This is a genomic window from Thalassotalea euphylliae (assembly GCF_003390375.1).
GTDB lineage: Bacteria > Pseudomonadota > Gammaproteobacteria > Enterobacterales > Alteromonadaceae > Thalassotalea_F > Thalassotalea_F euphylliae_A.
The window spans coordinates 2,448,776-2,461,487 of record NZ_QUOT01000001.1 but is presented as its reverse complement, the minus strand read 5'-3'; the positions used below and the strand labels follow the sequence as shown (position 1 = coordinate 2,461,487).

Here is a 12,712-nt window from a genome sequence, read left to right as displayed (position 1 = left end):
TCTCGTCACCTAAAATAATCTTGTTAGGCATGGCCTGCTTTAAAGCACGTATTTCACCGAAAACTGCGCGTAGTCAGAGTCTGCATTTGAATCTTTTTGTTCAAAGTTACCTACTTCAAACCCCCACGAAAGTTGCTTAGTAAAGTTGTTAAAAATATTGATACCCCAGTGAATACGCTTAGCGTCGGCAACATCTGTGGTTGTTTTGCCATAGAATACGTTGGTACGGTAGTCATCAACCCAAAAGTGACGGTAGGCAACCATAAAGGAAGTGGACTCTTCTACTTCTTCGCCAACGAGGTCACGGGCGGCAACAACACCAACGTAACGACCTGTTTCGCCGCCATGGAACTGGAATCTAATGTCGTCGCGACCAAAGGTTTTTACTTTACCCGCAATACCATAACCAAAGGCAGATTCTGAGTTACCGCCAACCGTATTAAGCTGACGTGCTAGCCCAGCTACTGTCACATTACCCCAGTCGCCCGAGAAGGTGTATTTGGCGATAACATCAGGTACAGAATCTTGGCTAGAGTCACCGCGATCGGATTCTGGGTTTTCAATGGCCACTTGCAAGCCACCATAGGTGTATCGAATTTGCCCTTGGCGGATAAAGGCAACAGAGTTGAGTGGGCCGGCAAAATCAGCAGCTTCCGCCAGGGCACTGGTGTTAACAAAGGTTGACCAAGTTTGCCCTACTAAGAAATCTTTGTACTTAATGAAAGCGTGACGAATACGAGGGTTCGATGAGTTAGAGACAATTTCGTTGCCACCACCACCGTGAAAGTCCATTTCAATAAAGCCGGTAATATCGCCGTGAACATACTTCGTATTGAAACGCGTTTCCGTTGCTCTAAAACTAAATCTTGAAATATCACCAACATTACCTGCGCCGACCCAATAGTCATTGGTAATACTGTTAACGTTGCCATCGACATACCTTGCGTCGAGTTTGATATAGCCGCCGAATGTCAGGCTATCTTTGTCAGTAATTTTTATTTCAAACCCTGCGTTTGCCTGTGATGAGGCCGCAAGAATGCCTGCCACGAGTAGTGACTTGTTAGACGTTTTCATCTTGATCTCCCGTTACTATTAGCACCGAGACTTGGCTTGTTGAATCAATCTAGGGGCTAAGTTGCTTGTTGTAATTAACTGTTTTAGCTTCTGTTTTAATTGCTTTTATCGTTATTTGCTCTGGCTCTTTTGTTCAGTTTTGCCGTGTTAAAGAATTAAGACATACCGGTTGAGATAACGGGCGCAATATCGAAGCACATGGTTGGGTTTGGTTATCGTTATTGCGCCAGTGTTTTCTTGTAGGTGTGCTATTCCTTAAAGGTTATATTCTTCTAAGGTGCTACTCTTCCAAAGTACTATTCTTCTAAGGTACTAAGGTCACCTTCATCTTGCCCTAACGCACGGGCTTTAAGGACGCGGCGCATAATTTTGCCAGAGCGCGTTTTAGGTAAACTTTCCACGAACTCAACCGCTTCTGGCGTCGCGATTTTGCCCATTTCATGAGCGACATGTTCTTTGAGCGCTAGTGCTAGGTCTTTTGATGGTGCAATCCCTTGCTTCAAAATGACATAAGTGTGAATGGCGTTGCCTTTTAGCTCGTGTGGTAGGCCAACGGCTGCGGCTTCACTCACTTCTGGGTGACTGACTAAGGCACTTTCAATTTCTGCAGTACCTAAGCGATAACCACTGACTTTAAGTACTTCATCCATACGGCCAATGACCCAGATATAGCCGTCTTCATCTTTTTTCGCGCTATCGCCCGCAAGGTACCGCCAACTGCCGTCGTCAGTTTGCTTCCAGTACAGATCTTGGTAGCGTTCAGGGTCTTTAAAGATGGTGCGTGCCATACCCGGCCAAGGGTTGCTAATGACTAACTTGCCTTCTTCATTGGCAGCGACTTCATTACCATCGTCATCAACAATGGTCATTTCATTGCCAAAGAAAGGTTTAGTGGCCGAGCCAGGTTTTAATGGCGTAATTGGCAGTGGGCAAATCATAAAACCGCCAGTTTCGGTTTGCCACCAAGTATCGATGATTGGGCATTTATCTTGACCAATGACATGGTGATACCAGCGCCACGCTTCTGGGTTAATCGGCTCACCAACGCTGCCGAGTAAACGCAAGCTAGATAAATCATGTTTTTGCGGCCAGCGATCACCGAAGCGCATTAGACCGCGAATTGCTGTCGGTGAGGTGTACAAAATATTGATGCCGTAGTTTTCAATAATTTGCCACCAACGATTTGGGTAAGGGTAGTTGGGCGCACCTTCGTACAACATAATAGTGGCGCCATTAATCAGTGGTCCATAAACAATATAGCTGTGACCCGTTATCCAGCCGGGATCAGCAGCACACCACCAGCGGTCTTGCGGCTTAATATCAAACGCCATGCGATGGGTGGTCGAAGTGTAAACGGCGTAGCCACCATGGGTATGTAGCATGCCTTTAGGTTTACCTGTAGTGCCTGAGGTATAAAGAATAAAGAGCGGATCTTCCGCCGAAGTTTGCTCAGTTTCACACTTGCTGCTGGCGATAGGTAGTGCTTTTAAGTCGTGCAACCAAAAATCGCGGGTTGGTTCCATTTCCACATCAAGCTCGTTATTTTTGACGCAAATACAGACTTCAATGCTGGGTGAACGCATCATGGCATCGTTAGCGATAGATTTTAGGTCAATCGCTTTACCGCGACGCCAGCCACCGTCGGCAGTGATCAATACGCGTGATTGCGCATCATCAATGCGCGATGCCAAGGCTTCGGTACTAAAACCACCGTAAACCACTGAATGCACGGCACCAATTTTGGCGCAGGCGAGCATGGCAAAAACCAACTCAGGTATTTGAGGCATGTAAATGGTCACGATATCGCCTTTGCTCACGCCCATGCTTTTTAGCACATTGGCGAATTGGCAAACTTCACGGTTTAAGCCGTTGTAGGAAAAATTGCGCACTTGGCCGTTCTCACCTTCCCAAATAATTGCCATCTTATTGCGATTGGCGTTATTAAGGTGACGGTCGATGGCGTTGTCGACGATATTAATCTCACCACCATCAAACCACTTGTAAAATGGCGCGTTAGACTCATCTAACACACTATCCCACTTTTTATACCAGCTTAGGGTGTCGGCTTGCTCTGCCCAAAAGCCTTCGCGATCTTCAATTGAGCGCAGATAAGTTTCTTCGTAATCTTGAACGTTCGCTTGGGCAACCACCTCTGCGCTCGGGTGAAATAAGTCATTTGGCTTAGTTGTCGTCATAGTAATTCTCTGCCTGTTGAATGCTGTTTTATCGCTATGGTTTTAAGGTAGAGAGAGTTGACCGACTTAGGAATTAGACCTAAGTCTAACTCTGGGCAAAATCGGCTTAGACTTTAGTCGTATAAAGTTGATTGTTTATGACTGGCAGTTACTTATATAAGCTTTTTAAACAAAAGCTTAGCGCAGTAATTTCGCTAGTGGTGTGCTGGGTAGGTGATGATGGGCAATTTCAGCCAACAGCAGCTCGGCAGTTGCGACTGCGTCATTTAACGCGTTGTGGGCATAATGGCTAGGCAGTTGGTAACTATCACGTAAATTGGTGAGTCTCAGTTCTGACGGGTCATAGGCAATTTGTTTGCTATCTAAACGCCTTTTGGCAAGGGCTAAGGTGTCAATCACCGGAAAAATTGGTTCATAGCCATACAGTAGCTTACAGGCTTTAGCTAAAAAGCTTTGTTCGATTTTGGCGTAATGGGCGATCATTACTTTGCCTGCCATGGCGGTTAGTAGTCGTTCAATGACTGATACCAGCGGCTCGCCCTGTTGTGATTCTTGCTCAGTGATTTGGTGAATAACAACCGTCTCTGAGTTTGTCTCAATGCTTGATCTTGAGCTTGAATATTTGCTCTCTAGCCCGCTAGTCTCAGGCTTCACAAGATAATGTTCACTTGAGCTAAGTCTTATGCTGAGCTGTTCAATACCGACAAATCCGACACTCAGCAGTTGACCGGATTGTGCTGACATCGCGGTGGTTTCAAAGTCTAACGCGAGCAAAGGAACTTCCCTAATAGCTAGGCTTGGCTCGGGAAAGGGGATCGAGAGAAAGTCTTTTAACGTGCCATTGGGCACTTTGCGCGCTAGGCGTTCACGTCGCTTGTTTAAGCTAAAAGGGTTTAGGCTAAAAAAATCAGCGCTCCAGAATTTACCTTGTTCCATTGGCCTGTTAAGTCCTATCAGTAAACCGCCTGACGGTTATCTTGCAGTGTTTTAATTACTTTAAACGCATCTTTTAAATGCTCCCGCTCAAGCTTAGAAATCTCCTTGGGAGATAAATAGTTATCAGCTTTGTGACCATGAGTTAATTGGCTTGCCTGATGACTAAGCCTAAGTGTGGTTAAAAATTCGAAAGCATCAATTAGGTTGTCGGCGGATGCCTTGGTGAGTGCCGGGGTGCCTGCCGCTTGGCGCAAACGCTCTATGGTGTTTACTGCGCTAATGCCTTGTTGCAGCGCATAAATACGGGCTAAATCAACAATCGGTGCTATGCCATTGTGCTTTAGATCCATGGTTTTCTTATTGTCACCATTGGAAATCAATACAAAATCGCGGAAAAAGCCTAACGGTGGTTTGAATTGCAGTGCATTTCTCGATAAATGGGCAATAAACAAACTCGCTTTTTGGGTTCGCGCCAAGGTTTGTCGCTGCAGGCGAGCGAGCAAGGTGGTGTCACCGTATATGGTGGTTAAATCGAAGAAAACACTGCATTGGAGCAGTGCTTTTGGATCAGGCGAATTTATCCAAGTATGAAAGTATTGCTGCCATTTTGCTTCAGTTTGTCGCCATTTCGGGTTGGTTGCCATAATATCACCCGGACAATAAATAAAACCGCATTTGGCTAATCCATCACACACAAAGATGGCAAGCTTTTCAAACCAAGGGGCGTGCTCTGGTTGCATGCTATTGTCGATAATCAGCGCGTTGTCTTGATCTGATTGTGCCATTTGCTCTTGTCTAGCCTGCGAGCCTGCCGCTACCCAAGCAAAAGGTACAGGTGCTCGGCCGTATAGCTGCTCGGCAATTTCAATTAAGCGAATGGTAATTGCCATGGTGATTGCACTAACACTTTTCCCCACTTGCTCAGCGGGTATGCCAAGTTTTGCCATTCTGATCTGAAGCTTAGGCAACAACTGACTGAGTTCAACCAGTTCATCGACCGAGCTTGATTTATGAATTTGACTGGTCAAACTAATGGCATTTTGCTCAGCAAAATACATTAGGTCGGTAATGGTGAGCATACCGCACAGTTGGCCTTGATCGGTAATTGGCAAATGGTGAATATGGCGGCTAGTCATAGTGATCAGGGCGTTAAAGGCAGTATTTCTAACGTCCATGGTGGTGATGTCAGCGGTCATAATCGCGCTAATTGGCTCATTGGGATCAATCCCTTGGGCAATACAACGGCGACGAAAGTCTTTGTCGGTGACTATGCCACATACTTTGTTCGCCGCATCAACTACCACAAGGCAGGAAAAACCTAATTCCGTCATTTTTTGTGCCGTTTCGCTGATGCTGCTATTGAGCTTAATCGTAGCGGCTGGCGATTGATACAGCTGGTCGATCCCGGTATTGGCTAATGTCGCGTCCACCATGGCCTGCTCATGCAAGGCGGTGACTTGGTTTTTTAGCCGCTCTGCTGCTGATTGCTCAAAAAAGTGAATAATGGCGGGGGTATCACTGAAACAATCTAGCAAGGCTTGTTTTTCAATACAGTAGAGTAGACAGTCTTCTTCGGCAATCACCTCAATATCTGGATATTTATCTGGATAGCAAAATACCGTACAGATATCGCCTTCGCCATATTTGCCTATCAATTCCTTGTCTTGGCTTTGGTCTTGCTGGCAATCGCTAGCGACTTCTGTTTTTACATAGCTAAGCGCCCCTTTACGCACAATATAAAAACTCGGGGCACTGTTTGCATTTAATTTATCAGTTGGCAATTGCTGATGTTGGGTGATGTAGCAAATATTGATATGGCTGACGAGCTTAATGATACGCTCAAGTGGTACTTGCTCAAACGGTGCGATCCCTCCAATAAAGGCATAAATTTCACTGAGTTCGTTATCCATACTTTGCCTACCTTATTAGTATCTGCCACTCGCTATTACCTTTTCTTTTTTAGGCGAGCACAGCGGTGTGGTCAACGGTTTTCACGCCAACCTAGACTAAAGTTGAATATCTCAGCGAAAACTTCCTTGCTAGTGTTTAGCTCAAGGTAGGCCCAACAACAATCTAAAACCGCCTACTTACAGATTGATACTAATAACACAACAGGCGACACGAGGAGATCATTGTGGAAACAAGTTACTGGCAGGAGAACCTGCGACTTATTTTAATCTGTCTCGCAATATGGTTTATCGTATCGTTCGGCTTTGGCTTATTGCTTGTTGAACCGCTAAACGCAATTCGTTTAGGGGGTTACAAACTAGGTTTCTGGTTTGCCCAACAAGGTTCAATTTATACCTTTGTCGGATTGATATTCTGGTATGCCCACAAAATGAATCAACTAGATAAAAAATATAATGTGGAGGACCAGTAATGGACGAGTTAAAACTTTATACGTGGATCGCCGTTGGCGGTACCTTCGGTTTATATTTCTTCTTAGCTTGGTGGGCACGTGCTGGCTCAACCAGCGAATTCTATGCTGCTGGCGGTGGCATAAGCCCATTGCAAAACGGCATGGCGATTGGTGCTGACTGGATGAGTGCCGCATCGTTCATTTCGATGGCGGGTTTAATTGCCTTTTTAGGGTATGGCGGCTCAGTATTCTTGATGGGCTGGACAGGTGGCTATGTGCTGCTGGCAATGTGTTTAGCGCCTTATATGCGCAAACACGGCAAATTTACTGTACCTGAATTTATTGGTGACCGATTCTATTCACGCACCGCTCGTATTGTCGCTGTTGTTTGTTTAATTATTGCATCAGTAACATACATTATCGGCCAGATGAAAGGGGTCGGGGTAGCTTTCTCCCGCTTCTTGGAAGTGGAATACGATATGGGGCTTTATATTGGCATGGGTGTGGTTTTCGTTTACGCAACCCTTGGCGGTATGAAAGGTATTACTTACACGCAAATTGCCCAGTATGTGGTGTTAATCACGGCTTATACCATTCCCGCAATTTTCATTTCATTACAACTAACCGGTAACCCAATCCCGCAATTAGGCTTAGGTTCAACACTCGCCGATGGCAGTGGTGTCTATTTGCTTGATAAGCTCGATATGGTGGTCACCGATCTCGGTTTTAAAGAATATACCACCTCAACGCTTGGCTCGGTTGAAATGTTCGCCTATACCATGTCGTTGATGATAGGTACGGCGGGCTTACCGCACGTTATTATGCGCTTCTTTACTGTTCCTTCAGTAAAAGCGGCTCGTCAATCTGCGGGCTACGCTTTGGTTTTCATAGCATTGCTTTACACCGTTGCACCGGCTGTTGGCGCAATGGCACGCTTCAACTTGATGAATACCATTGAGCCCGCTGCGGGTGAGAATCTGGTATACGATGAGCGCCCACAGTGGTTTAAAGACTGGGAGCGTACCGGCTTACTGCAATTTGAAGACAAAAATGGCGATGGCAAAATTCAATACACCTCAGATGCGGCGACCAATGAAATGGTCAAAGTTGACCGCGACATTATGGTATTGGCGAACCCATCAATTGCGAATTTACCAAACTGGGTAATTGCACTTGTTGCGGCAGGTGGTCTAGCTGCTGCACTCTCCACAGCGGCAGGCCTGTTGTTAGCGATATCATCAGCAGTATCGCACGACTTGATGAAAGGGGTTTTGGTACCAGACATGAGTGAGAAAACTGAGCTGCGTGCCAGCCGGATTGTGATGACCTTGTCGATACTCTTTGCTGGCTACCTTGGCTTGAATCCCCCCGGCTTTGCCGCTGGTACTGTTGCACTCGCCTTTGGTTTAGCGGCATCCAGTATCTTCCCGGCACTGATGATGGGTATTTTCTCGAAGAAAATGAGTAGCAAAGCCGCAATTGCAGGTATGTGTGCAGGCCTTGGCGTAACCATGCTGTACGTGTTCCAGCACAAAGGCATCATGTTTATTCCAGGTACGTCATTTATGGGCGGTATGGAGCAAAACTGGTTCTTCGGAATTTCACCAAACGCATTTGGTTCGGTCGGCGCCTTGGTTAACTTTGCCGTTGCCTTTATTGTACTGAAAGCGACTGGTCCAGCGCCAAGCGAAATTCAAGAGTTAGTGGAAAACTTCCGCACACCACATGGCCAAATTGCCAGTGCGCATGACCATTAATTCGATCGTATAGAGGCGTTAGCTGAAATGCTTTGAGAGTTTGTAGTACTCGAGGCTTTGGGTAATCTAGGTGTCGACATGTACTTTTGTGTCACCCTAGATTGCCCTTTTTTCAAATAGGGCGTGTTGAACTTTCGAGATTGAGTTTTGTTCAATCTAAACGCTTTCTGATCGCGGCGCTTGCTTTGTCGCATAGTCGTTCTATGTAAAAAGCGAGCAACAATGAGCAGGAAGCGTTTAGATGAACCCCATCAACACAAAATAAAGGGGCAGCGTCTGTTTGAATTTTCTACGGTGTTGGCACTTATTTATGGAGAGTAACTACACTGCACAAGTGCCGCCTTGTATAAAACCCAATCAGACTGCTGCAAAAACAATCCTGAAAGGTTAACACGCCCTCATATTTATTAGAGGTTATATGAACAAACATACTAAGCTGGCAATTTTTATCGCGCCGTTTTTACTACTCGGTGGCTATATCGCCTCAGATTACTATTTGGAATATCAAGCGAGTCAAGACAAGGTAGTTGAATTGGTGCCTGATGGTCATTGTGATGTCATCAATGAAACGTGTGTTTTTGCAGCCGGTGATTTGCTCGTTAATGTTTATGATAAAAATGGTGTTACTGGCGTTAACTCAACCTATCCCATCGACAGTGCGGTACTGTTTATTGTCGATAGTGCCAAGCAATATCAAACCTATAACTTAGCCATGGCTAACAGCCCTTACTATTGGCAACAACCAACGGATTTGCGTGAGCGAATTAGCGAAAAAGGTGAAAAACAACGGATGCGGGTGATAGTGACGATAAAAGGTGGTAAATATATTAGTGAGTTTTATAGTCAAACTGTGCAATAAGCGAAGGGTGTTTGCTTATCGTTTCATTTATCTAACAAGGATGCTTTAAATTTATGTTCGCCAATTGGCAATTAATCGTTGTTAGTTTTAGTTATATTGGCTTGCTGTTTGGTATTGCTTATCTTGGCGACAAGTATCGCCATCAGTTAACTAAACAGTGGCAGCCGCTAATTTATGCCATGACCATGGGCGTGTATTGCACTTCGTGGAGCTTTTTAGGCACAACAGGGCAAGCGGCAACAGATTTTCTCTCTCATCTCCCAATTTTCTTGGGCCCCATTTTACTCTTTGTTTTCGCGTGGCCGTTTTTGTTGCGCATGATCCGCGTCAGTATCAAGCTTAACCTCACATCGATTGCTGACTTGTTGGCGGCGCGTTTTGGTAAATCTCATAACTTGGCGATTTTAGTAACGATCGTTGCTCTAGTTGGCACCATGCCGTATTTGGCATTGCAGCTAAAAGGCATTGTTTATTCATTTGAGCAATTGCAAGGCAGCTCGCCAATCAACACCACCCAGCTTGGTCTGATCATTAGCTTGGTCTTAGCAGGCTTCACTATTGTCTTTGGCGTGCGCCAGCTAGATGTGACTGAGCGCCACCCTGGTGTGATGTTGGCTATAGCTTTTGAGTCTATGGTTAAACTGATTGCCTTTATCATTATTGGCGTGTTTGTTTGCTTCTTTTTGTTCGACTCGCCCCAAGCCTTATGGCAGCAATCAAATGCTCAAGCACAAATAGCAAGCCAGTTAGAGTTTTCTAACTTAACTGGGTTATTGGCCATGTTAATTGTTGTGATGGCGGCGTTTTTATCATTGCCACGACAGTTTCAGGTGATGGTGGTTGAGCTGCAAGATGAGCGAGATACTCGACTAGCGCGTTCATTGTTCCCCATTTACTTATTAATTTTTGCGTTGTTGGCGATTCCAATGGGCTTAGCGGGTAAAGAATTGTTAGGTAATCAAGTACCCGCAGATACCTACGTACTCTTTTTACCTGCTGTTGGCGGTCAGAATTGGATGTCATTGCTGGCCTTTTTAGGGGCCATTTCGGCAGCCAGTTCTATGGTGATTATTGCCGCAATAGCACTTAGCACTATGCTCAGCAATGAAATTATTTTTCCATTGCTGTACCGTTATCGCGGTCGAAAACAAGACCTTTCATTCAATGAGTTTCGCGTTAACTTACTGAAAATAAGAAAGTTACTAGTGCTGTGCGTGATCATGCTGGGCTATATGGTGTTTTTACTAGCATCACCAGATACGTTAGCGGCACTTGGCGTGGTGGCATTTGGCGCTTTTGCGCAATTAACCCCTGCATTATTAGCCGCCTTTTACTGGCGAGGCGCTAGTTTAACCGGCGTTTTTGCGGGTATTTTAGTAGGTTTTTCGATGTGGCTCGTATTGAGCTTTTTACCGCAAATGGGGCTGGGGTTTGACGGCTATGGCGACGCCTTGGCTGAAAGTAGCACTATGGTTAGCTTGTTGAGTTTGCTCGCTAATATTTTTGTCATGTACATCATTTCGCAAGTGAGTCGCCAAAGTGTGCAAGAACGCGTGCAAGCTTCAGTATTTCTTGAATGGCAAGCGCCGGAAGCTAAGACCAAACAACACAAAAAAACTGTCAGCCCCAAAGAGCTTGAGCTACTGGTGTCGCGCTTTATTGGCCAGCAAAAAGCACGCGAGCATTTTGCTGCGTTTAATGCGTCAGTAAACAAAATCGTGATTGGTGCTGCGCAATATAACCAGCAATTATTGGAATTTACCGAAAACAAGTTGGCGAGCACAATGGGCGCATCGTCAGCGCGTTTGGTCTTATCATCGGCGCTAGAGGGGCGAGACTTCGCACTAGACGAACTGGCGATATTGGTGGAAGAAGCTTCGAGCCAACAGCAACGCTTTAGCCAATCACTGCTGCAAAGCGCAATTGAAAACGCCAGCGAAGGCATTTCCATTATTGATAAAGACCTTAATTTAGTGGCGTGGAATAAAAAATATATCGACTTATTCGGCTATTCAGAGTCTGTGGTTTATGTCGGTAGTCCAGTTGCTTCACTTATCCGCTTTAACCTTGAACGCGGGCTTTATGAGGCGGATCAAGTTGAGCAGCAAGTTCAGCGTCGTATTGATTTCCTTAGACAAGGTAGCCCGCATAGTTCAGAAAGGGAACTTGGCGATAAAGTGATCCGTATTCAAGGAAATCCTTTACCAGATGGTGGCTTTGTGATGCTGTTTTCCGATATTAGTGCCTACCGTCAGGCGGAAAAAGTACTAAAAGATGCCAATGTAGATTTAGAAGCCTTAGTGGATGAGCGCACCGAAAAGCTGGCTAAAGTGAATCGTGAGTTGGCGCTGGCACGACACAAAGCCGAGCAAGCACATCAACAAAAAAGCTTGTATTTAAAAGCTTGTAGCCACGATTTGATGCAGCCAATTGAGGCGGCGCGTTTGTTTAGTGAAGCCTTGGCAAATCAACCGTTATCAGCACAGCAGCAAAAGCAAGTTGAGAACATTGGTCACTCGCTCAAAGTCGCTAATGACTTATTGTCAGACTTGGCAGAAATCACCCGAATTGAGAGTGGTAAAATTAGCCCGGATGTTGAGCCATTTGCGCTGCAAAGCTTATTTGATGAAATAGCCAGCGAGTTTTCACTCTCAGCTCAGCAACATGGTATACGTTTTACAGTCAAGCCAACCAAGATGTGGGTGTACTCTGATCGCTATCTACTTAGGCGCATGTTGCAAAATTTGATCACTAACGCATTTCGCTATGCCAGCCCTGGATGCTTGTTATTAGGGGTAAGACGCCGTGCCAATAAAGTACAGATTCAAGTGATTGATACTGGGCCGGGTATCGCGCAAACGAAACAAGCACTGGTGTTTGAACAGTTCACTCAACTGACGAGTGAATCACAACACAAAGGCAAGGGCTTAGGGCTCGGCTTAAGCATTACCCAAGGGATCAGTCAGGTACTTGGTCACGAGTTATCGCTGCACTCTGAGCTCGGTCACGGCTGTTGCTTTGCCATTGACGTTCCGCGAATAGAAGCTGCGAGCAAACCTGTTGCTCAGGCGATCAAGCCAGTCGCACTCGATGGTATTTGCGTGTTGTGTATTGATGATGACGAAGACGTCTTAGCTGGTATGGTGGAAATGCTTTCCAGTTGGCATTGTGAGGTATTAGCAGCAAATAACGTTACTAGTGCTGTTGAGATGTTTGAGCAACATAAGTTTAATATCGATATTCTCTTGGTCGATTACCAATTGTCAGCAACAGAAAATGGTATTGCATTAATAAAGACATTACGTGAGATGACTAATGTTTATCTGCCCGCTATTTTAGTTAGTGCAAGCAGTGAACAAGGGCTTAGTGACAACGCTGCTGCTGCCGATATTGGCTTTATGCGTAAAATGGTCAAGCCTGCCGCATTAAGGGCAATGATGAGCGCTAAGTTAAGTGAGCAACTGCACCGACAGTTTGTTGGTGAACGAGGCTAATCGCTTGCGCAACTCGCCTCGTTAGATCAACGTTAGTT

8 protein-coding genes are annotated in these 12,712 nt (G+C 45.5%); 4 read left to right on the top strand and 4 right to left on the bottom strand.

Annotated elements, in window-relative coordinates; translation table 11 throughout:
- Window positions 1-39: 39 nt before the first annotated feature.
- The 4 genes from DXX94_RS10930 to DXX94_RS10915 all read right to left on the bottom strand — a co-directional run bounded on the left by DXX94_RS10930 (window position 40) and on the right by DXX94_RS10915 (window position 6,115).
- Window positions 40-1,074 (bottom strand): DcaP family trimeric outer membrane transporter, encoded by a 1,035-nt coding sequence (locus DXX94_RS10930; protein WP_116015839.1) that lies wholly within the window; start codon window positions 1,072-1,074, stop codon window positions 40-42.
- 296 nt (window positions 1,075-1,370) lie between these two features.
- Window positions 1,371-3,269 (bottom strand): acetate--CoA ligase, encoded by a 1,899-nt coding sequence (gene acs, locus DXX94_RS10925; protein WP_116015837.1) that lies wholly within the window; start codon window positions 3,267-3,269, stop codon window positions 1,371-1,373.
- 177 nt (window positions 3,270-3,446) lie between these two features.
- A complete protein-coding gene (locus tag DXX94_RS10920) occupies window positions 3,447-4,205 on the bottom strand; it encodes an exonuclease domain-containing protein (RefSeq protein WP_116015835.1) in 759 nt (252 codons plus the stop codon).
- Between the two features lie 17 nt (window positions 4,206-4,222).
- Window positions 4,223-6,115, bottom strand: a complete 1,893-nt coding sequence (locus tag DXX94_RS10915; protein WP_116015833.1) for a putative nucleotidyltransferase substrate binding domain-containing protein — start codon at window positions 6,113-6,115, stop codon at window positions 4,223-4,225.
- 224 nt (window positions 6,116-6,339) lie between these two features.
- Here DXX94_RS10915 and DXX94_RS10910 point away from each other — a divergent pair, with 224 nt between their 5' ends.
- The 4 genes from DXX94_RS10910 (at window position 6,340) to DXX94_RS10895 (ending at window position 12,674) form a co-directional block, all read left to right on the top strand.
- Window positions 6,340-6,585 (top strand): DUF4212 domain-containing protein, encoded by a 246-nt coding sequence (locus DXX94_RS10910; RefSeq protein ID WP_374188832.1) that lies wholly within the window; start codon window positions 6,340-6,342, stop codon window positions 6,583-6,585.
- Window positions 6,585-8,321: a sodium:solute symporter family protein gene (locus DXX94_RS10905; RefSeq protein WP_115998617.1), complete on the top strand. Its 1,737-nt coding sequence runs from the start codon at window positions 6,585-6,587 to the stop codon at window positions 8,319-8,321. Before DXX94_RS10910 ends, DXX94_RS10905 begins: the two co-directional genes overlap by 1 nt.
- 418 nt (window positions 8,322-8,739) lie before the next feature.
- The gene (locus tag DXX94_RS10900; protein WP_116015829.1) at window positions 8,740-9,180 is read left to right on the top strand and encodes a hypothetical protein; all 441 of its coding nucleotides are present in this window, start codon (window positions 8,740-8,742) and stop codon (window positions 9,178-9,180) included.
- A gap of 53 nt (window positions 9,181-9,233) precedes the next feature.
- Window positions 9,234-12,674, top strand: coding sequence for a hybrid sensor histidine kinase/response regulator (locus tag DXX94_RS10895; protein WP_116015827.1), 3,441 nt, complete (start codon window positions 9,234-9,236; stop codon window positions 12,672-12,674).
- The last annotated feature ends 38 nt before the right edge of the window (window positions 12,675-12,712 follow it).

Bases quoted from the DNA above. Each gene is read 5' to 3' on its own strand.
- DXX94_RS10900 (WP_116015829.1), top strand. From the start codon at position 8,740: ATGAACAAACATACTAAGCTGGCAATTTTTATCGCGCCGTTTTTACTA.
- DXX94_RS10915 (WP_116015833.1), bottom strand. From the start codon at position 6,115: ATGGATAACGAACTCAGTGAAATTTATGCCTTTATTGGAGGGATCGCA.
- DXX94_RS10895 (WP_116015827.1), top strand. From the start codon at position 9,234: ATGTTCGCCAATTGGCAATTAATCGTTGTTAGTTTTAGTTATATTGGC.
- acs (WP_116015837.1), bottom strand. From the start codon at position 3,269: ATGACGACAACTAAGCCAAATGACTTATTTCACCCGAGCGCAGAGGTG.
- DXX94_RS10930 (WP_116015839.1), bottom strand. From the start codon at position 1,074: ATGAAAACGTCTAACAAGTCACTACTCGTGGCAGGCATTCTTGCGGCC.
- DXX94_RS10920 (WP_116015835.1), bottom strand. From the start codon at position 4,205: ATGGAACAAGGTAAATTCTGGAGCGCTGATTTTTTTAGCCTAAACCCT.
- DXX94_RS10905 (WP_115998617.1), top strand. From the start codon at position 6,585: ATGGACGAGTTAAAACTTTATACGTGGATCGCCGTTGGCGGTACCTTC.